The following is an 18,999-nucleotide window of genomic DNA, read 5'->3' on the forward strand; positions in this document are numbered from 1 at the left end:
CGCAGGCCGCCGACCCCCACCCGGACGCGCTGGGCGCGCCACGGGCAGGGGAACGGACAGCTCAGGCCTCGTCCTCGTCAGAACGGATGTCGATGCGCCAGCCGGTCAGACGGGCTGCCAGGCGGGCGTTCTGCCCCTCCTTGCCGATGGCCAACGAGAGCTGGAAGTCGGGAACGATGACGCGGCACGCCCGGGCGCCTGCGTCGAGGATCTCCACGGACGTGACCCGCGCCGGGGAGAGCGCGTGCGCAACCATCTCGGCCGGGTCGTCGGACCAGTCGACGATGTCGATCTTCTCGCCGGCGAGCTCGGCCATCACGTTGCGCACCCGCTGACCCATCGGGCCGATGCAGGCGCCCTTCGGGTTGACGCCCTCGACCTGGGAGTGCACGGCGATCTTGGTGCGGTGGCCGGCCTCCCGGGCGATGGCTGCGATCTCCACCGTGCCGTCAGCGATCTCGGGGACCTCGAGCGCGAAGAGCTTCTTGACGAGGTTGGGGTGGGTGCGTGACAGGGCGATCTGCGGACCGCGCATCCCCTTGCGCACCGAGATGACCAGGCACTTGATCCGGGTGCCGTGGGTGTACTCCTCGCCAGGCACCCGCTCGCTGACGGGAAGGATGGCCTCGACCTTGCCCAGGTCCACCATGACGTCGTCAGGGTTGCGTCCCTGCTGGATGACGCCAGAGATGATGTCACCCTCCTTGCCGACGAACTCACCGAAGTGCCGGTCGTCCTCGGCGTCACGTAGCCGCTGGAGCATGACCTGCTTGGCGGTCGTCGCCGCAATACGACCGAAGCCGTCGGGGGTGTCGTCGTACTCGGCGACCTGGTTGCCCTCGTCGTCGAGCTCAGGGGCGAGGACCGCGACATGGCCGGTCTTGCGGTTGACCTCCACCCGCGCCCGCGGCTGCGACCCGGGGGTCTTCTGGTACGCGATGAGAAGTGCCTGCTCGATGGCCTCCACCAGCACACCGAAGGGGATCTCCTTCTCGCGCTCGAGGATGCGCAGGATGCTCAGGTCGATGTCCATCAGAAGTCCTCGTCCTCGTCGTCCTGGTCGTCGTCGAGCTCTGGCTCGACGACCTTCTTGCGGTTGAACTCGACCTGCACGATCGCCTTCGCGATGTCGGAGTAGACGACTTCGTGCGCGGCGCCGTCCACGTCGAGGACGACCTTCTCGTCATCACTCGCTCCGACACGACCGGTGACGACTCCACCTTCGACCAGGGTCACCTTCACCAGGCGGGTCTCGTTGCGACGCCAGTGCCGCGGCAGCGTCAACGGACGGTCGACACCGCGCGAGGTGACCTCGAGGAGATAGGGGGTCAGGCCCATCAGGTCCTGTTCGTCGAGCAGGTCGGAGATCGTTCGGGTCGCCTCGGCGACGTCGTCCATGTTGACTCCGCCGTCCTTGTCCACGGCCACGCGCAGCACGCTGCGCTTGCCTGCGGCGGAGAGTTCTACGGCCTCCACGTCCAGGTCGAGCTCACCGAGGGGTACGAGGAGTGCTTCTTCGACCCGCTCCCTGGTGGCGTCCGTCTTGGCATTGCTCACTGGCTGGACCTCCTGTTCTGTTGTCGCAGGCAACACTAGCCCGGTTGCCCCTGCCCGGCCACGTCCGCGCACGCCGCTAGGCTCCGCGATGTGTCCTCCATCTCGCACCCCACCCGACGCGCCGTGATGGTGGGCGCCGGGGCCGTTCTGGCGGCCGGGTCCACGAGCGCCTGCCTGCCTCTGGACGGTGCTGACCAGGAGCGCTCCGGCGCTGCCGACCCGGACCGGCGACGGGTGGAGGCCATGGCGGCCCAGATCGAGGAGCTGCAGGCACTTCTCGCTGCCACGGCCCTCGCGCACCCGCCTCTCGGCACGCGGCTCGCCGCGTTGCGCGAGTGTCACACGGCGCACCACCGGGTGCTGGTCGGTGACGCCACCCCCACTCCCAGCAGTACGCCCAGCACCGTGCCCAACGATCCGTCCTCCGCCGACCCTGCGACCGTGCCGGCCTCGGCACGCGCTGCGATGACTCGTGTCCGCACCACTGAAGAGGCGCACGTCTCAGCCCTGGCGGCTGCAGCAGCGATGTCCCAGAGCGGCGCCCTGGCCAGACTGTTCGCGGTGCTGGCGGCTGGCGTTGAGCAGCATCTGGCTGTGTTGACCGGAACGGGGGAGTCATGAGCACGACCTCGGCACTCCAGGACTCCCTCGGCGCCGAGCACGCGACCGTGCACCTCTTCGCGGCCCTGGGCGGGATCACCTCGGTGGCCGACGACCCGGTCTTGCACGCCTTGCTCACCGCTCGGCACCGCGCCCACCGCGGGCGTCGGGAATACCTGACCTCCGTGCTGCGCGGCCTGGGTGTCGACCCTGTCGCAGCTCAGAGCGCGTACCTGCTCCCCACCGACCTCAGCACGGCGACCGCGGTCCGCGCGAGCGGGACGGAGTCCGAACGGCGGTGCGCCCAGACGTACGCCGCCCTGGTGGGCCAGAGCACCGACGACGTACGCACCTGGGCGATCGCCGCACTCACGGAGTCCGCGGTGGCGTTGACCCAGTGGGGAGCCCCTGCCGAGCCCTTCCCGGGGGCACCCGAACTCTGAGCCTCCCCGGCTACGAAGAGCGACCCGCGGTCTCGTGCGTCGCGGGGAGTCCCGAGATCCCCCCCGACGCAACGAGACACGCGGGCCACCTGTCGGGGTTGGTCAGCAACAACCCCTGTGGACAAATCTGGGTCGAGGATTCGCCACTGACATGAGTTTGCAGCATGCGGGCCCCCTACGGAAGGGGTCTGGAGTTGCATGTTCTTGCAGTGCGTAAACGCGCAACACTGTGTGACACTCCGTGTCAGCCACGCACGAGGTCGACCAGGTGCTCCACTGCGTCGGCCACCGCCACCTCCGTACGCTCGCCGCTGCGGCGGTCCTTCACCTCGATGGTGCCGTCGGCCAGCCCTCGACCCACGGTCACGATGGTGGGGACTCCGATGAGCTCGGCGTCCTTGAACTTCACCCCGGGGCTGATCTTGCCGGCCCTGTCGTCGTAGAGAACCTCGATCCCCTGGGCGTCGAGAGCGGTCGCGATGCGCTCGGCCTCGACGAAGATGCCCGCGTCCTTGCCCGCGGCCACGATGTGGATCTGGGCGGGGGCGACTTCACGGGGCCAGCAGAGGCCGATCTCGTCGAGCGTGTCCTCGGCGATGGCGGCGACGGCGCGCGAGGGGCCGATGCCGTACGAGCCCATCGTCACCGTGCGGAGCTTGCCGTTCTCGTCGAGGACCTGGAGCCCCAGGGCCTCGGCGTAACGGGTGCCGAGCTGGAAGATGTGGCCCATCTCGATGCCGCGGGCAGAGGAGAGCGTCCCTTCGATGCAGTTCGGGCACTCGTCCCCGTCCCGGACGTCGGCGGCCTCGATCGTGCCGTCCGCAGTGAAGTCACGTCCTGCCACCAGGTCGATGACGTGCTTGCCCTCCACGTCGGCACCGGTGACCCAACTGGTCCCGTCGACGACCCGAGGGTCGACCAGGTAGCGGATGCCGGAGGTCGACTCCTCCCCCAGCACCCGCGGGCCGATGTATCCCCGCACGAGCGAAGCGTGCTTCTTCAGCTCCACGTCGTCCATGGGCTCGACCTCGATCGGCTCGAGCTGTCCCTCCAGACGCTTGGCGTCGACCTCGCGGTCACCGGGGAGGCCGATGGCGAGCGGCTCACGCCTGCCGTCGGGGTGCTTCAGCATGACGAGCACGTTCTTCAGGGTGTCCGCCGCGGTCCAGGGGCGGTCAGCCCGGGCGTACGCCTCGTTGAGGTGATCGACCAGGGCGCCGATGGTGGGGGTCTGCGGGGTGTCCTCGACGTGGGCGGAGGGGAGACCATCGGTCTCCCGGGCAGCCGGCGGGCGCACCGTCACGGCCTCGACGTTGGCCGCGTAGGTGCAGTGGGAGCACTTCACGTAGGTGTCCTCGCCCACCTCGGCCCTGGCCAGGAACTCCTCGCTCGCCGAGCCCCCCATCGCACCGGCCGTGGCCTTCACGATCGCGTAGTCGAAACCGAGCCGGTCGAAGATCTTGATGTAGGCCTCGCGGTGCGCGCCGTACGAACGGTCCAACCCGGCCTGGTCGATGTCGAAGGAGTAGGAGTCCTTCATGACGAACTCGCGACCGCGAAGCACGCCTGCGCGCGGCCGGGCCTCGTCGCGGTACTTCGTCTGGATCTGGTAGATCGAGAGCGGGAGGTCCTTGTACGAGTTGTACAGGTCCTTCACCGTGAGGGTGAACATCTCCTCGTGCGTCGGGCCGAGCAGGTAGTCGCCGCCCTTGCGGTCCTTGAGGCGGAAGAGGTTGTCGCCGTAGTCCTCCCACCGTCCGGTGGCCTCGTACGGCTCCTTGGGCAGCAGCGCCGGGAAGAGCATCTCCTGCGCACCGATCGCATTCATCTCCTCGCGGATCACGGCCTCGATGTTGCGCAGCACCTTGAGCCCCAGCGGGAGCCAGGTGTAGATGCCCGGCGCCGCCCGGCGGATGTAGCCCGCTCGCACGAGCAGACGGTGGCTCGGGACCTCAGCGTCAGCCGGGTCGTCACGGAGCGTGCGTACGAAGAGCTGTGACATCCGCATGATCATGGGCTCAGGCTACTGGCGCGGCCTCCGTGGCCGTGAACCAGCGGTGATCAGAACATCAGCGTGGAGAAGCGGGCCGTCTCCACGAAGCCGACTCGTTCGTAGACACGCCGAGCGCCAGTGTTCCACTCGTTGACGTAGAGCGCGACCACGGGCGCGATCTCCTCCCGTACGGCTTCGGCCACCGCCGCCATCCCCGCGCTCGCCAGGCCTCGGCCGCGCAGCTCGGGCGGGACCCAGACCCCCTGGACCTGGGCGGCGTACGGCGACGCGCAGGCCACCTCCGCCTTGAAGAGCAGACGACCGTCGTCGTCGAACCTGACGAACGACCACCGCCGTCCGATCAACTGCTTGACCCGGGCGCGGTAGAGCTCGGCACCCCCGGCGACCTCGGGCGAGGTGCCGACCTCCTCGGTGTACATCGCCACGCAGGCCGGGTAGAGCACCTCGAGATCCGCCATCGTGCTGACGCGCACCCAGGGGTCGGGGTCGATCCTCGACGGGCCCACGTACTCCAGGTGGGGCTGCTGCCAGCGGGCGTCACGCGGGGTCCCCCACGCGCCGTCCAGCTCGTCCACGAACCAGCCCACCGCGTCGCTGAGCCCGACGATCGTCGTCGGCCGCCGCCGCTGCTCCCGTGCGTGACGGGCGAACACGCGCGCCGACTCCTCGTCGCACCCGACGGGCACCAGATTGGCGGCCGCGTGGCACGCTGCCACCAACTCTCCGTCGACGAACCGGCCCCACACCTCCCCGCCCAACCAGCGCGGCTCGAGGGCCGTGCTGCGAGCCCGGTACTCGGCGAAGACGTTGACCGTCGGATCCTGCGCCGAGAGGGCCAGGAACGCTGCGAGGTCGGCGCGACCCAGGACGCGCACGTGCTCGCTGCTCAGGAGACCGAGACCTCCGCAGCAGCACCCTCGACGGCCTCCATGCCCTCGGCGATGCGCATGGCCTCCTCGATCAGGGTCTCCACGATCATCGACTCGGGGACGGTCTTGATGACCTCGCCCTTCACGAAGATCTGGCCCTTGCCGTTGCCGGAGGCGACCCCCAGGTCGGCCTCACGGGCCTCACCGGGTCCGTTGACCACGCACCCCATGACGGCCACCCGCAACGGCACCTCCATGCCCTCGAGACCGGCCGTGACCTGCTCGGCGAGGGTGTAGACATCGACCTGGGCACGGCCACAGCTGGGGCAGGAGACGATCTCGAGCTTGCGCTCACGCAGGTTCAACGACTGCAGGATCTGCAGGCCGACCTTGACCTCCTCGACCGGCGGGGCCGAGAGAGAGACCCGGATGGTGTCGCCGATGCCTCGTCCCAGCAGCGCCCCGAAGGCGGTGGCCGACTTGATGGTGCCCTGGAAGGCCGGCCCGGCCTCGGTGACGCCCAGGTGCAGGGGCCAGTCACCGCGCTCGGCAAGCATCTCGTAGGCGCGCACCATCACGACGGGGTCGCTGTGCTTCACCGAGATCTTGAAGTCGTGGAAGTCGTGCTCCTCGAAGAGGCCGGCCTCCCACACGGCCGACTCGACGAGAGCCTCCGGGGTGGCCTTGCCGTACTTCTCGAGCAGCCGCTTGTCCAACGAACCTGCGTTGACGCCGATCCGGATCGAGGTGCCGCGGTCCTTGGCGGCCTTCGCGATCTGCTTGACCTGGTCGTCGAACTGGCGGATGTTGCCCGGGTTGACCCGGACAGCCGCACAGCCGGCGTCGATGGCCGCGTAGACGTACTTCGGCTGGAAGTGGATGTCAGCGATCACCGGGATCTGCGACTTGGCCGCGATCGCGGGCAGCGCCTCGGCGTCGTCGGTGCTCGGGCAGGCGACGCGGACGATGTCGCATCCGGCGGCGGTCAACTCGGCGATCTGCTGCAGGGTCGAGTTGATGTCCGAGGTCAGTGTGGTGGTCATCGACTGGACGGAGATCTGGTGGTCGCTGCCGACCCCGACCGACCCCACCTTGATCTGTCGGGTCTTGCGACGCGGAGCCAGGACCGGGGGCGGAAGTGCGGGCATGCCCAGACCGATGGAAGTCATGAGGCCAAGGTTACTGCCGAAGCGGTGACCGTTCCCCATCCGGTGCGTGGCAGATGGGCTCAGCCGTCGAGACGGACCGGCACCACGAGGTCGCCGACGATCAGGACCACACCCATCACGAGCAGTGACATGCCGACGACGTAGGCGACAGGCAGCAGTTTGGCGACGTCGAAGTGACCGGGGTCCGGACGCCGGAACAGCTTGGCCAGGCCCCGACGTACTGCTTCGTACAGGGCTCCCGCGATGTGTCCGCCGTCGAGCGGAAGCAGAGGTACGAAGTTGAAGATGCCGATGAAGAAGTTGAAGCCGGCGATGAGCATCAGCAGGTAGGCGCCCTTGTCGGCCCACTCGATCACGTCGTGGGACACCGCCTCACCGGCCAGGCGACCTCCGCCGACGATGGAGACCGGACCCATCGGGTCGCGATCCTCGAGGCCGACGATCGCCTTCCCGACTGCCCACACCTTGGCGGGCAGGTCGACCAGCGCGTTCAGGGTGCGCACCGTCATCGTCCCCATCTGGTCCAGGGTGTAGAGCACACCGCCGGTCTGCAGCGAGGTCGTCGGGCTGATTCCGAGGAAGCCCACCTGGACCAGCGTCGCGTCGTCGGCCGACGTGGGACGAGCAGCGACCGTGGTGTTGGTGACCACCGTCTGCTCGGCCCCGTCGCGTCGGATCACGATCTCGGCCCGGCCGTCGTCGTTGGCGCGAATGGTCTCCTGGAGGGACTCCCAGTCGGCGGCGGGGACGCCGTTGAAGGAGAGGATCTCGTCACCCGGCTCAATGCCAGCTGCGCGAGCCGGCGCGACCGGATCCTGGGGCGTGCAGACCCGCTCGTTCTCGGCGGCCGGCACGACACAGGCGGAGACGTCGGCGACCACCGGGTCCACCCGGATGTCGGTGGAGTTGCCGTAGGTCGCGAAGAGCGGGGCGAAGATGGCGAACGCGATCGCGATGTTGACCGCGGGGCCGGCGGCCATCACGGTCACCTTCTTCCACCACGCCATGCGGTAGAAGAGGCGGCTCTCGTCCTCGGCGGTGATCGTCTCCCACTCGGCGGTGCGGGCGTCGGAGACCAGTTGGGTGAACATGCCGGTGTTGGACTTGCGGATCCGGTGGATCGGCTCTCCGGCCTCGTCGAAGCCCACGGGCTCCGCGATCTCCTCCGCACCGGGAGGAAGCATGCCCACGATCTTCACGAAGCCGCCCAGAGGAATGGCCTTGAGGCCGTACTCCGTCTCGCCGACCTGCTTGCTCCACACGGTGGGCCCGAAGCCGACGAAGTACTGCGTGACCTTGCCGCCGAACTTCTTGGCGAACACCATGTGCCCGACCTCGTGCAGGGCGATCGAGATCACCAACGCGAGGGCGAAGATCACCACCCCGAGGGCGTAGAGCAGAACGGTCATCGGCGGTGCTTCTCCCCGTGCGTGGACGATTGCGTGGCGGCGACCAACCGGCCCGCTTCCTCGCGGGCCCAGGCGTCGGCAGCCAAGACCTCATCCAGCGTCAGGGGCTGCTCGTAGGAGCCTACGTCGTGCGCGGTCAGCGTGGCACCCACCACGTCAATGATGTCGACGAACCCGAGGTCGCCGTCACGGAACGCCTGCACACACACCTCGTTGGCCGCGTTGTAGACAGCAGGGGCCGTCCGGGCCTGTTCGCCGGCCCGGCGAGCCAGGGAGACCGCGGGGAAGGCTTCGTCGTCCAGCGGGATGAACTCCCACGTCTGCGCGGTCGTCCAGTCGACGCCGGGGGCGGCACCGGGCACGCGGTCGGGCCACGCCATACCGAGGGCGATCGGGATCAGCATCGTCGGCGGGCTGGCCTGGGCCAACGTCGAACCGTCGGTGAACTCGACCATCGAGTGCACGACCGAGGTGGGGTGCACGACGACCTCGATCCGGTCGAAGCCGATGTCGAAGAGCAGATGGGCCTCGATCACCTCCAGGCCCTTGTTGACCAGGGTGGCCGAGTTGATCGTCACGACGGGACCCATGTCCCAGGTCGGATGGTTGAGGGCCTCCGCGAGCGTCACGTCGGCGAGTTGGTCGCGCGTACGTCCGCGGAACGGTCCCCCGGACGCAGTCAGGACGAGCTTCTCGACCTCGCCACCGCTCCCCGAACGCAGGCACTGGGCCAGGGCTGAGTGCTCGGAGTCGACCGGGACGATCTGGCCGGGGGCGGCTGCCCGCGTCACCACCTCACCGCCCATGATCAGCGACTCCTTGTTGGCCAGGGCGAGCACGTTGCCGGCCTCGAGGGCAGCCAGCGTCGGGCGGAGGCCCACCGCACCGGTGATGCCGTTGAGGACCACGGCAGCCTCCATGGAGGCCGCCTCGACGGAGGCCTCCTCCCCCAGGCCGGAGCGGACCGGGGAGAACTCGGCCACCTGAGCTTCGAAGAGCTCCCTGTTGCCGCCCCCCGCAGTCATTCCGACCACCCGGAACCTCTCCGGATTGGCCCGTACGATCTCGAGGGCCTGGGTGCCGATCGAACCAGTGCTGCCGAGGATGACCACGTCGCGTCGCTTCACCGCACCAGTGTCTCAGGCGTGGGCGCCGAAGTATCGCCTCGCACACCGACGTGGGTTCTCCTGCTCGAGGTGTGGCAATCTCGTGACATGAGTGATGAGCGACCCACGTCCCACTGGCACCCGGCCACCCAGGCCGTACGAGCTGGACTGGCGCGCACCGGCTTCGACGAGACCTCCGAGGGACTCTTCCTCACCAGTGGCTACGTCTTTCCCACCGCCCAGGCGGCGGCCGACACCTTCGCCGGTGACCTGGTGCACGACGTCTACTCCCGTTACACCAACCCGACCGTGCGCATGTTCGAGGACCGTCTGGCCGCGCTCGAGGGTGCCGAGGCGTGCCGCGCCACTGCTTCCGGGATGGCAGCGGTCTTCGCTGCTCTGGTCGGCGCCTGCCGTGCGGGCGACCGGGTGGTCGCCTCCCGTTCCATGTTCGGCGCCTGCCTCGTGGTGGTCAACGAGTACCTGCCGCGCTGGGGCATCGAGACCGTCCTGGTCGACCCCACCGACAACGCAGCCTGGGCCGAGGCCCTCTCGGTGCCGACGAAGGCGGTCTTCTTCGAGACCCCGTCCAACCCGATGCTGGAACTGGTCGACATCGCCGCGGTCTCCGAATTGGCGCACGCCGCCGGCGCGCTGGTGATCGTGGACAACGTCTTCGGCACCCCGGTCTTCTCCCGACCGCTGGACCACGGGGCCGACGTCGTCGTCTACTCCGCCACCAAGCACATCGACGGTCAGGGTCGGGTGATGGGCGGCGCGGTGCTGGGGCCGCAGGAGTTCATCAAGGACGAGATCGAGATGATCCTGCGCAACCTGGGCCCCTCGCTCTCCCCCTTCAACGCCTGGGTGCTGCTCAAGGGACTGGAGACCCTGGACCTGCGGGTGCGCCAGATGGCTGCGAACACCGAGACGATCGCGCGCATGCTCGAGGAGCACCCGCGGGTCACGAAGGTGATGCACCCCCTGCTCGACTCCTTCGCCCAGAAGGAGTTGGTCGCACGTCAGATGACCGGGGGCGGCACCGTCGTCACCCTCCAGGTCGACGGCGGCCAGGCCGAGGCCTTCGCGTTCATGGACGCGCTCGAGGTCTTCGACATCTCCAACAATCTCGGCGACGCGAAGTCACTGGTGACCCACCCGGCCACCACGACCCACCGCCGGATCGGCCCCGAGGGACGAGCAGCCGCGGGCATCACCGACGGCACCGTGCGTCTCTCCGTCGGTCTGGAGGACGTCCGTGACCTGGTCGCCGACCTCGAGCAGGCCCTGAGCGCGTTGGACTGAACGTGTGGGACTGAGCGCGTTGGACTGAGCCAGTACGTCGGGCGCGCTGGGCTGCTGAGCCCGGCGCGTCGGGTCTACTCGCCGCGCAGGACGGGGCGCAGGGTGTCGAGGACGCCCTCGTCCTCGATGGTGCTGGGCACCGGGGTCTCCTTGCCGTCCGCGATCTCGCGCATCGTGCGACGCAGGATCTTGCCGCTCCGGGTCTTGGGCAACCCGCCGACCACCACGACCTCCTTGAACGCCGCGACCGCGCCGATCTCGGAGCGCACCAGGGCCACGAGCTCTTCCCGGATGTCGTCGGGGTCGGCCTCCACGCCGCTCTTGAGGACGACGAAGCCGCGGGGGAGCTGTCCCTTCATCGGATCGGCGACCCCGATCACCGCACACTCCGCCACGGCGGGGTGCTGCGAGATGACCTCCTCCATCGATCCGGTCGAGAGTCGATGCCCGGCGACGTTGATCACGTCGTCGGTGCGGCCCATCACGTAGAGGTAGCCGTCGGGATCGACGTACCCGCCGTCACCGGAGAGGTAGAAGCCGTCGAAGGTGGAGAGGTAGGAGGAGACGTACCGGTCATCGTCCCCCCACAGGGTCGCCAGGGTGCCGGGCGGCATCGGCAGTTTGATGCAGATCGCACCCTCGGTGCCGGGCGGCACCTCCGTCCCTGCCCCGTCGAGGACACGGACGTCGAAGCCGGGGACCGCGACCGACGGCGAGCCGGGCTTGATCTCCATCGGCTCGAGACCGCGCAGGTTGGAGGCGATCGGCCACCCGGTCTCGGTCTGCCACCAGTTGTCGACCACCGGGACGCCGAGCTTCTCCCCCGCCCATGCCCAGGTGTCGGGATCGAGCCGCTCACCGGCGAGGAAGAGAGTCTCCAGGCTGGAGATGTCGTGCTCGGCGACCAAGGACCCGTCGGGGTCCTCCTTCTTGATCGCCCGGATCGCGGTCGGTGCGGTGAAGAGCGCCTTCACCCGGTGCTCGTCGATCACCCGCCAGAACGCGCCGGCGTCCGGGGTGCCGACCGGCTTGCCCTCGTACAGGACCGTCGTGGCCCCGCTGATGAGCGGGCCGTAGACGATGTAGGAGTGGCCCACCACCCAGCCGACGTCGGAAGCCGCCCACCACACGTCTCCTGCGTCGCAGCCGTAGATGTTCGGGAACGACCACGCCATCGCGACCGCATGACCGCCGTTGTCGCGCACGATCCCCTTCGGCTTGCCCGTCGTCCCGGAGGTGTAGAGCACGTACAGCGGGTCGGTTGCCTTGACCTCGACGCAGCCTGCCGGGTCCGACCGCCCGACGTGCATGGCGACGTCCCAGTCGACGTCACGGCCCTCGACCAGCGTCGCCTCGGCCTGGGGGCGCTGCTTGACCACGACTGCAGCGGGCACGTGGGTGGCCAGCTCCAAGGCCTTGTCGAGCATCGGCTTGTACTCGATGACCCGGGACGGCTCGATCCCGCAGCTGGCGCTGACCACGACGGTGGGGGCCGCGTCGTCGATGCGGATCGCGAGCTCGTGGGGGGCGAACCCACCGAAGACCACCGAGTGCACCGCGCCGATCCGGGCACACGCCAGCATGGCGATCACGGCCTCGGGGATCATCGGCATGTAAATCACGACGCGGTCGCCCTGCTCCACGCCCAGGTTCTGCAGCACACCGGCGAAGGCAGCCACCTCGGTGAGGAGTTGGGCGTAGGTGTAGGAGCGCTTGTTGCCGGTGACCGCGGAGTCGTAGATCAGCGCGGTGCGCTCCGCGGCACCCTTGATGACGTGGCGGTCCAGAGCGTTGTAGCAGGTGTTGAGGGTGCCGTCGGGAAACCACCGGTGGAACGGCGCACCGCTCGAGTCGAGGATCTGCTTCGGCTTGCGGAACCAGTCCACGAGCCCGGCCTGGGTGGCCCAGAAGGCTTCAGGGTCGCTGACCGACTGCTGGTACGCCTCGCGATAATCCATGTGCCCATCGTGCCCTCCTCGTGGGACGAGCGACACCCTCACCGCCGAAACGTCGCGTGCGCGCGACGAACGGGCAGGTTCAACCGGTGGCCGGTCCGGAGACAGCCAGCCCGTTGTCAGCCGTGCGCGCGGGACGACGCGGCGTCCGCAACCATGCGTCGAAGAAGGAGTCCAGGTCCTGACCGCTGACGCTGGCCGCCATCTTCTCGAAGGCACGTCCGGTCGCGGTCGAATTGCGGTGCTCGGCGAGCCACGTCCTCAGGAGCGTCCAGAAGTCTCGCTCGCCGATCCTGTTGCGCAGTGCCTGCATGGTCATGCCGCCGCGCACGTAGACCGCGTCCGCGAAGAGCCGCGAGGGGCCCGGGTCGCCGATCCGGATCCGCCACATCGGGTGGCCGGGCCCGTACGAGCCCCACTCCTGGTCCAGCCACGCCTCGGCGTCGATTCCTCGGGTCCGCTCGTCGGAGCGCAGCTCCATGAAGGTGGCGGCCCCTTCGTTCAGCCAGATGTCGCGCCAACGTCGCAGGGAGACGCTGTCTCCGAACCACTGGTGCGCCAACTCATGGACCACCAACCACTCCTCGTCCCGGGCCAGGCCGGCGTAGACGGGTCGGGTCTGGTTCTCCAGGGCGAAGCCGAGGTCCAGGGAGGTCACCACGCCCCCGGTCGTCTCGAAGGGATAGGGACCGAGGTCCTTCTCGAGCCTGGCCACCACTGTTGCGCCGCGACGCAGCTGCCGCAGGGCAACGCGCTGCTGGGACCTGCCCAGTCGCTGCGAGACGGCGTTCAACCAAGGGCGACCCGCCCGCTCCCCCTTCTCGATGGTGAAGTCCCCCGCCACGAAGTAGGCCAGGTAGGTGGCCATCGGATCACGGGAACGCCAGTGCCAGGTCGCGGTCCTGGACCGCTTGACCTTGCGTACGAGGTGTCCGTTGGAGATGACCTCCTTGCCGCGCGGCACGGTCACCGCGATCTCGAAGGTCGCCTTGTCGCTGGGGTGGTCGTTCGCCGGGAACCACAACGCGGCCACGTGCGGCTGGTTGACCGCCGCCACCTCGTGCCTGGTGGCGGCCCAGCTCTTCTCCCCGCGGTAGGAGACCTCCCCGGGACGGCCGCGGTAACGGACGACCACCTTGACCGGGACCCCGGCCTGGAGACGCTTAGCGGGCCTGATGACCAACTCGTGCTTGCCGTCCCTGCGGTGCCGGGCGGGCCTTCCGTCGACCGACACCCCGGTGGCACGCAGAAGCAGGTCCAGGTTGAAACGTGCGAGGTCGACAGTCGGCACCAGGGTGAGGACGGCGCGCCCCTCGAGCCGACGTGACGAGAAGCTGTACCGGACCCGTACGTCGTAGTGGGTGACGTCGACACCACCGTTGCCGTCCAGCGGGAAGTAGGAGTCTCCGATCCCGCGAGCTCCCGTCCCCGGCCCGGCAGCGCCCAGGACAGGTGCGCACAGCCCGATCAGGACTGCGGCGACGCACCCCAGCGCCATCGCCTTCAACCGCACTGCCCCAGTCATCATGTTCACAAGGTAATCGCTCCCACCACGACCGACCGCCCAAGGCCTGCGACGGACCCCGGAGGGCGCTAAGTTCCTCGGATGCGACAGATGCGTGGACGGGTGCTCGAGGTCGACTCACTCGCCGAGTTCGACCTGCGGCTGACTCGAGGAGCGAGTTCGTTGAGCGGGTGGCGCCTCCGCGGAATCGATCTGGAGGAGCGGACTGACGTCCTTGCCAACCTTCGGGTCGACGGCGCCCTCTTCCTGGGGTGCACCTTCGCGCAGGGTGTCTCACAGGACCTGGTCGAACGCGGTGCCATCGTCTTCCCGGCTCTGCCGGGTACCCCGGTGAACACCTACCGGACCGAGCTCTACACCCCGGGGGAGCTCTTCGACACTCCCCACTATCCCGACTCCTTGGACGCCCGGGCGTACGCCTGGTCGTGCGCCGGGATCGACCCCGAGTTGGCCCGTTCGTTGCACGACCACGCCATCGACCAGGCACTCACCCGGTGGATCGAGGGCCGTCACCTGGTGGGCGTGATGGGCGGGCACGCACTGGAGAGAGGACGCTCGGAGTACGCCTTCGCGGCCCGGCTCGGGCACGCCCTGGGGCAGGGGCAGGTCGTGACCACCGGTGGGGGTCCGGGGGCCATGGAGGCAGCGAACCTCGGCGCCTACCTGGCGGACGAGCCGACGGAGGTGCTCGCCGAGGCCCTCGGGACGCTGGCCGCCGCACCCTCCTTCACCCCGGATGTCGGGAGCTGGGCGAAGGCTGCCTTCGACGTGCTCGCCGCCTGGCCCGAAGGACGCCAGACCCTGGGGATCCCGACGTGGCACTACGGCCACGAACCGCCCAACCCGTTCGCCACGGCGATCGCCAAGTACTTTCGCAACGCCACCCGCGAGGCGATCCTGCTGGCGGTCTGCGACCGCGGGATCGTCTTCCTGCCGGGCGCCGCAGGAACACTCCAGGAGGTCTTCCAGGACGCCTGCGAGAACTACTACGCCGACGAGTCGGCCGTCGCTCCCATGGTGCTGGTGGGCCGCGAGCACTGGACCGAGACCGTCCCGGCGTGGAATCTCCTCAAGGCGCTGTCACGCGGCCGCGCGATGGAGGAGCACGTCCACCTCGTCGACACCGTGGAGGAGGCCACCGAGGTGGTGGCCGGTCACTGAGTGGCGGCCAGCTGACCGCAGGCAGCGTCGATCTCGTCGCCACGCGTGTCGCGGATCGTGGTGCTGATCCCCTTGGCCTCGAGGCGGCGTACGAACTCGCGCATGTCCTCGTCCCGCGAGCGGGTGTACTTCGAACCCGGCACCTCGTTGAGCGGGATCAGGTTGACGTGCACCCACGCCCAGTCGCCGTACGAGTTCAGGACGTCGCCCAACAGGTCGGCACGGTGAGCCTGGTCGTTGATGTCGCGCATCATCGCGTACTCGATGGAGACCCGGCGCTTGGTCTTGCGCGCGTAGTTCCACGCCGACTCGACGGTCTCGGCGACCGAGTACCGGGTGTTGATCGGCACCAGCTCGTTGCGCAGCTCGTCGTCGGGCGCGTGCAGAGACAGTGCGAGGGTGCACGGGATGCCCTCGTCAGCCAGTTGGTTGATCCGCGGCACCAGGCCCACGGTGGAGACCGTGACGCCCCGGGCACTCATGCCGAGTCCGGCCGGGGTCGGATCGGTGAGGCGGCGTACGGCGCCTACGACTGCCTTGTAGTTGGCCAGGGGCTCGCCCATGCCCATGAAGACGACGTTGGAGATCCGACCCGGCCCACCCGGAACCTCGCCGCTGGCCATGGTCCGGTTGGCGGAGACGACCTGCTCCACGATCTCGGCGGTCGACATGTTGCGCTGCAGACCGCCCTTGCCGGTGGCACAGAAGGGGCAGGCCATGCCACAACCGGCCTGGCTGGAGACGCAGACGGTCGTGCGGGTCTTGTAGCGCATCAGGACCGACTCGACCAGGGCTCCGTCGAAGAGCTTCCAGAGGGTCTTGACGGTGGTCCCCCTGTCGGCCGTCTGGACCTTGAGGGGGTCCATCAACTTCGGCAGCAGTGCGGCCACCAACTCGTCCCGCTGGCCAGCGGGCAGGTCGGTCATCTCGGCCGGGTCGTTGACCAGACGGGCGAAGTAGTGGGTGGAGAGCTGCTTGGCGCGGAAGCCGGGCAGGCCGGCGTCGACGAGCATCTCCTTGCGCCCGGCCTCGTCGAGGTCGGCCAGGTGGCGCGGAGGCTTCTTGCGGCCGCGCGGTTCGTCGAAGACGAGAGGCAGGAGTGAAGGCGAGTCAGACATCTCCCCCATCCTCCCACCCGCACCCGGTCGAGGCGAAACCTCAGCTGTCGAGCTCCACCATGAACCACAGCACGAGGGAAGCCACGCCCAGCACCACGAGGCCGGTGAGGACCATCCCGATCAGCATGTAGGTGCCGAACCGCCGGGTCCTCCGAGCGACAAGGAGCCCTGCGGGCAGCACGAGCGCGAGCGCGACGAGGGGGAACCAGCGCTCCGCCTGCTCGAAAGGCAGCAGGAGGCGGAGCACGCCGGCGAATCCACCCGGAACCGCTGTGACGAACAACATGCCCGAGAAGAAGCCGCTCAGGGCGGTGAACGTGGGGTGGTCCCGGTGCCACCAGTCCGTGGGAGAGGTCTGGTCAGGCTCGGGCACCAGGTCGCGTGCCTGCTCGTCCTGGATCTCGCTCATGCGAGCATCCTAGGCGCGCCGACCGGCCCAGTCGCGTTCGTGCCGCTCCCGGGCGTGGCCGCGGGAAGGGGCCTGCGTCAGAAGACCAGGTAGTGCAGCAGGAGCCAGACCGGGGCGATCGTGGCCAGCAACGAGTCGAGGCGGTCCATGATGCCCCCGTGTCCGGGGATGGCCTGGGACATGTCCTTGACCCCGAGGTCGCGCTTGATGACCGACTCGATCAGGTCTCCCATGGTGGCCATGGCCACGACGATCAGGCCGGCCAGGACGCCGACCCAGGCCTCGCCGTCGAGCAAGGTCGTGATGAGGAACCAAGCCGCTGCGACGCAGGCGATCGCCGAGCCGGCGAAGCCCTCCCACGACTTCTTGGGCGAGATCACCGGAGACATCTGGTGCTTGCCGAAGAGGACACCGGCGACGTATCCGCCGGTGTCCGAGGCGACCGTCACGAGGATGAAGACGACGATGCCCTTGACGCCGTTGTCCCACCGCTCGAAGTCGACGGCGCCACCCTCGGAGAGCATCAGGCCGACGAAGGAGGCCAGGAAGGGCAGGTAGATCAGCACGAAGACCGACGCCGTGGCGTTCTTCACGAACCCGTCGACACCGCGCCTCAGGAGCCACAACATCGTGACCAGGGCGGTCACCGCGGTGGCTGTCACGAGGGCGGGAGCTCCGGAGAAGTAGGCGACGAGGATCATCACCACGGCACCGATCATGAGCGGTTGCTCCGGGACGTCGATCTCCTTGGCCCGCAGCCCGCGGCCCAGTTCCCAGATCCCGACCACGATCGCGACCGCCACCACGAAGATGAACGCGGTCTTCCAGAACCACAGGCTCGCTGCCACGCCCGCGAGCAGGATCACCGCGGACGTGATCGCAGCCGGGAGGTTGCGACCGGCTCGGCCGTGGTCCTTCTTGGGCCCTTGGGCCACAGGTGCTGGGTTCGTCATCGTGGGTGCCGCTCAGACCTCGAGCAGTTCAGCTTCCTTCTTCTTCAGCATCTCGTCGACGGCGTCCGTGTGAGCCTTGGTGAGGCCGTCGAGGCGCTTCTCAGCACCGGAGGCCTCGTCCTTGCCGACCTCGCCGTCCTTCTCGAGCTTCTCGAGGTTCTGCTTGGCCGTACGACGCACGTTGCGTACCGCGACGCGGCCGTCCTCGGCCTTGCTCCGGGCGAGCTTCACGTACTCCTTGCGACGCTCCTCGGTCAGCTCGGGGAAGACGCAACGCAGGACGCGACCGTCGCTGGAGGGGTTGACCCCCAGGTCGGAGTCGCGCACGGCGCGCTCGACAGCGTCGACAGCGCTCTGGTCGAAGGGAGCGATCAGGATCGTCCGGGCGTCCTGCGACGTGAAGGTCGCCAAGGACTGCAGAGGCGTCGACGAACCGTAGTAGTCGACGAGGATCTTGTTGAACACGGTCGGGCTGATGCGCCCGGCACGGATCGTCGTGAAGTCCTCACGGGTCGACTCGACGGTCTTGTCCATCTTCTGCTCGGCTTCGCGGAGGATGTCGTTGATCACGGCTACCTACTCTCGATGTGCACTCGTGGCGCGGTCTGGTGCGGATCGCTCCGCGATGTCGCTGTGTGGCTCGTGTGTCGCTGGGTCCTGCAGGTGCCGGTCAGCCCTGCTTGCTCACCAGCGTGCCAATCTTCTCACCCTGCACGATCTTGAGGATCGCGCCCTCGTCCTCCATGCCGAAGACGATCAACGGCATGTCGTTCTCCATGCAGAGGGCAAAGGCGGTCGCGTCGGCGACCTTGAGGCCGCGCTGCAGAGCGTCCTGGAAGCTCAAGGTGTCGAGCTTGGTGGCGGTGGGGTCGACGCGCGGGTCGGCGGTGTAGACCCCGTCGACACCCTGCTTGGCCATCAGGACGACTTCTGAGTGGGTCTCGAGCGCGCGCTGCGCGGCGACGGTGTCGGTGGAGAAGAACGGCATACCGGCGCCGGCGCCGAAGATCACGACGCGCCCCTTCTCGAGGTGCCGGATCGCCTTGCGCGGGATGTAGGGCTCCGCGACCTGACCCATGGTGATGGCGGTCTGGACCCGGGTCTCGATGCCCTCCTTCTCCAGGAAGTCCTGGAGGGCCAGGCAGTTCATGACCGTGCCGAGCATGCCCATGTAGTCGGCACGCGTACGGTCCATGCCGCGCTGCTGCATCTCGGCCCCGCGGAAGAAGTTGCCCCCGCCCACGACGATGCTGACGCCGACGCCGGTGCGGACGACCTCGGCAATCTGCCGGGCGACCTTGGCGACGACGTCGGGATCGACGCCGACCTGGCCCCCTCCGAAGACTTCACCAGAGAGCTTGAGCAGTACGCGGTTGTAGGCGGTCACGCCGGTTCCTTTCGGGTCG

At 68.5% G+C, this 18,999-nt stretch carries 18 protein-coding genes; 4 read left to right on the forward strand and 14 right to left on the reverse strand.

Annotated elements, in window-relative coordinates; translation table 11 throughout:
• Positions 1-61: 61 nt before the first annotated feature.
• Both nusA and rimP read right to left on the reverse strand, forming a co-directional pair.
• The gene (gene nusA / locus DNK52_RS01345; protein ID WP_110238793.1) at positions 62-1,033 is read right to left on the reverse strand and encodes a transcription termination factor NusA; all 972 of its coding nucleotides are present in this window, start codon (positions 1,031-1,033) and stop codon (positions 62-64) included.
• The gene (gene rimP, locus DNK52_RS01350) at positions 1,033-1,557 is read right to left on the reverse strand and encodes a ribosome maturation factor RimP (RefSeq protein WP_110238796.1); all 525 of its coding nucleotides are present in this window, start codon (positions 1,555-1,557) and stop codon (positions 1,033-1,035) included. The genes nusA and rimP overlap by 1 nt, the downstream gene beginning before the upstream one ends.
• A gap of 90 nt (positions 1,558-1,647) precedes the next feature.
• Between rimP and DNK52_RS01355 the strand changes: the two genes are divergently transcribed.
• Both DNK52_RS01355 and DNK52_RS01360 read left to right on the forward strand, forming a co-directional pair.
• A complete protein-coding gene (locus DNK52_RS01355; protein WP_110238799.1) occupies positions 1,648-2,178 on the forward strand; it encodes a hypothetical protein in 531 nt (176 codons plus the stop codon).
• Complete coding sequence (locus tag DNK52_RS01360) at positions 2,175-2,600, forward strand: DUF4439 domain-containing protein (RefSeq protein ID WP_110238803.1); 426 nt, start codon at positions 2,175-2,177, stop codon at positions 2,598-2,600. The genes DNK52_RS01355 and DNK52_RS01360 overlap by 4 nt, the downstream gene beginning before the upstream one ends.
• A gap of 244 nt (positions 2,601-2,844) precedes the next feature.
• On the opposite strand, the gene DNK52_RS01365 is transcribed toward DNK52_RS01360, so the two are convergent.
• From DNK52_RS01365 to DNK52_RS01385, 5 genes are read right to left on the reverse strand one after another with little or no spacing between them, the layout of a single operon-like run.
• Positions 2,845-4,614, reverse strand: coding sequence for a proline--tRNA ligase (locus DNK52_RS01365; RefSeq protein ID WP_110238805.1), 1,770 nt, complete (start codon positions 4,612-4,614; stop codon positions 2,845-2,847).
• A gap of 47 nt (positions 4,615-4,661) precedes the next feature.
• Positions 4,662-5,489: a GNAT family N-acetyltransferase gene (locus DNK52_RS01370; RefSeq protein ID WP_239455312.1), complete on the reverse strand. Its 828-nt coding sequence runs from the start codon at positions 5,487-5,489 to the stop codon at positions 4,662-4,664.
• Between the two features lie 11 nt (positions 5,490-5,500).
• The gene (gene ispG / locus DNK52_RS01375; RefSeq protein WP_110238810.1) at positions 5,501-6,652 is read right to left on the reverse strand and encodes a flavodoxin-dependent (E)-4-hydroxy-3-methylbut-2-enyl-diphosphate synthase; all 1,152 of its coding nucleotides are present in this window, start codon (positions 6,650-6,652) and stop codon (positions 5,501-5,503) included.
• A 59-nt stretch (positions 6,653-6,711) separates the two neighbouring features.
• Positions 6,712-8,061, reverse strand: a complete 1,350-nt coding sequence (locus DNK52_RS01380; protein ID WP_110238812.1) for a M50 family metallopeptidase — start codon at positions 8,059-8,061, stop codon at positions 6,712-6,714.
• On the reverse strand, positions 8,058-9,188 hold the full coding sequence (locus DNK52_RS01385) for a 1-deoxy-D-xylulose-5-phosphate reductoisomerase (RefSeq protein WP_239455313.1): 1,131 nt from the start codon (positions 9,186-9,188) through the stop codon (positions 8,058-8,060). Before DNK52_RS01385 ends, DNK52_RS01380 begins: the two co-directional genes overlap by 4 nt.
• A gap of 87 nt (positions 9,189-9,275) precedes the next feature.
• On the opposite strand from DNK52_RS01385, the gene metZ reads away from it, so the two are divergent.
• Positions 9,276-10,472: an O-succinylhomoserine sulfhydrylase gene (gene metZ / locus DNK52_RS01390; protein ID WP_110238814.1), complete on the forward strand. Its 1,197-nt coding sequence runs from the start codon at positions 9,276-9,278 to the stop codon at positions 10,470-10,472.
• A 74-nt stretch (positions 10,473-10,546) separates the two neighbouring features.
• Here the strand turns inward: metZ and DNK52_RS01395 are convergent, their stop codons facing one another.
• Complete coding sequence (locus DNK52_RS01395; protein WP_110238816.1) at positions 10,547-12,430, reverse strand: propionyl-CoA synthetase; 1,884 nt, start codon at positions 12,428-12,430, stop codon at positions 10,547-10,549.
• A 79-nt stretch (positions 12,431-12,509) separates the two neighbouring features.
• Positions 12,510-13,955 (reverse strand): M1 family metallopeptidase, encoded by a 1,446-nt coding sequence (locus tag DNK52_RS01400; protein ID WP_110238818.1) that lies wholly within the window; start codon positions 13,953-13,955, stop codon positions 12,510-12,512.
• A 78-nt stretch (positions 13,956-14,033) separates the two neighbouring features.
• Between DNK52_RS01400 and DNK52_RS01405 the strand changes: the two genes are divergently transcribed.
• Entirely contained in the window at positions 14,034-15,113 is a 1,080-nt protein-coding gene (locus tag DNK52_RS01405; protein WP_110238820.1) for an LOG family protein, read from the forward strand.
• Here DNK52_RS01405 and rlmN read toward each other — a convergent pair.
• The 5 genes from rlmN to pyrH all read right to left on the reverse strand — a co-directional run bounded on the left by rlmN (position 15,107) and on the right by pyrH (position 18,980).
• Complete coding sequence (gene rlmN / locus DNK52_RS01410; protein ID WP_110238822.1) at positions 15,107-16,231, reverse strand: dual-specificity RNA methyltransferase RlmN; 1,125 nt, start codon at positions 16,229-16,231, stop codon at positions 15,107-15,109. The two genes, DNK52_RS01405 and rlmN, sit on opposite strands and share 7 nt — an antisense overlap.
• A gap of 40 nt (positions 16,232-16,271) precedes the next feature.
• Positions 16,272-16,640, reverse strand: a complete 369-nt coding sequence (locus DNK52_RS01415; protein WP_239455314.1) for a hypothetical protein — start codon at positions 16,638-16,640, stop codon at positions 16,272-16,274.
• 77 nt (positions 16,641-16,717) lie between these two features.
• A complete protein-coding gene (locus DNK52_RS01420; protein ID WP_110238824.1) occupies positions 16,718-17,593 on the reverse strand; it encodes a phosphatidate cytidylyltransferase in 876 nt (291 codons plus the stop codon).
• A 12-nt stretch (positions 17,594-17,605) separates the two neighbouring features.
• The gene (gene frr / locus DNK52_RS01425; protein WP_204163380.1) at positions 17,606-18,160 is read right to left on the reverse strand and encodes a ribosome recycling factor; all 555 of its coding nucleotides are present in this window, start codon (positions 18,158-18,160) and stop codon (positions 17,606-17,608) included.
• Positions 18,161-18,263: 103 nt separating this feature from the next.
• Positions 18,264-18,980 (reverse strand): UMP kinase, encoded by a 717-nt coding sequence (gene pyrH, locus DNK52_RS01430; RefSeq protein WP_204163327.1) that lies wholly within the window; start codon positions 18,978-18,980, stop codon positions 18,264-18,266.
• Positions 18,981-18,999 lie beyond the last annotated feature (19 nt).

It is taken from the genome of Nocardioides gilvus (assembly GCF_003194605.1).
Lineage (GTDB): Bacteria > Actinomycetota > Actinomycetes > Propionibacteriales > Nocardioidaceae > Nocardioides > Nocardioides gilvus.

Excerpts from the sequence above, each read along its gene's own strand:
- nusA (WP_110238793.1), bottom strand. The coding sequence starts at position 1,033 with ATGGACATCGACCTGAGCATCCTGCGCATCCTCGAGCGCGAGAAGGAG.
- DNK52_RS01360 (WP_110238803.1), top strand. The coding sequence starts at position 2,175 with ATGAGCACGACCTCGGCACTCCAGGACTCCCTCGGCGCCGAGCACGCG.
- DNK52_RS01365 (WP_110238805.1), bottom strand. The coding sequence starts at position 4,614 with ATGATCATGCGGATGTCACAGCTCTTCGTACGCACGCTCCGTGACGAC.
- ispG (WP_110238810.1), bottom strand. The coding sequence starts at position 6,652 with ATGACTTCCATCGGTCTGGGCATGCCCGCACTTCCGCCCCCGGTCCTG.
- DNK52_RS01380 (WP_110238812.1), bottom strand. The coding sequence starts at position 8,061 with ATGACCGTTCTGCTCTACGCCCTCGGGGTGGTGATCTTCGCCCTCGCG.
- metZ (WP_110238814.1), top strand. The coding sequence starts at position 9,276 with ATGAGTGATGAGCGACCCACGTCCCACTGGCACCCGGCCACCCAGGCC.
- DNK52_RS01395 (WP_110238816.1), bottom strand. The coding sequence starts at position 12,430 with ATGGATTATCGCGAGGCGTACCAGCAGTCGGTCAGCGACCCTGAAGCC.
- DNK52_RS01400 (WP_110238818.1), bottom strand. The coding sequence starts at position 13,955 with ATGATGACTGGGGCAGTGCGGTTGAAGGCGATGGCGCTGGGGTGCGTC.
- DNK52_RS01405 (WP_110238820.1), top strand. The coding sequence starts at position 14,034 with ATGCGACAGATGCGTGGACGGGTGCTCGAGGTCGACTCACTCGCCGAG.
- rlmN (WP_110238822.1), bottom strand. The coding sequence starts at position 16,231 with ATGTCTGACTCGCCTTCACTCCTGCCTCTCGTCTTCGACGAACCGCGC.
- DNK52_RS01415 (WP_239455314.1), bottom strand. The coding sequence starts at position 16,640 with ATGAGCGAGATCCAGGACGAGCAGGCACGCGACCTGGTGCCCGAGCCT.
- DNK52_RS01420 (WP_110238824.1), bottom strand. The coding sequence starts at position 17,593 with ATGACGAACCCAGCACCTGTGGCCCAAGGGCCCAAGAAGGACCACGGC.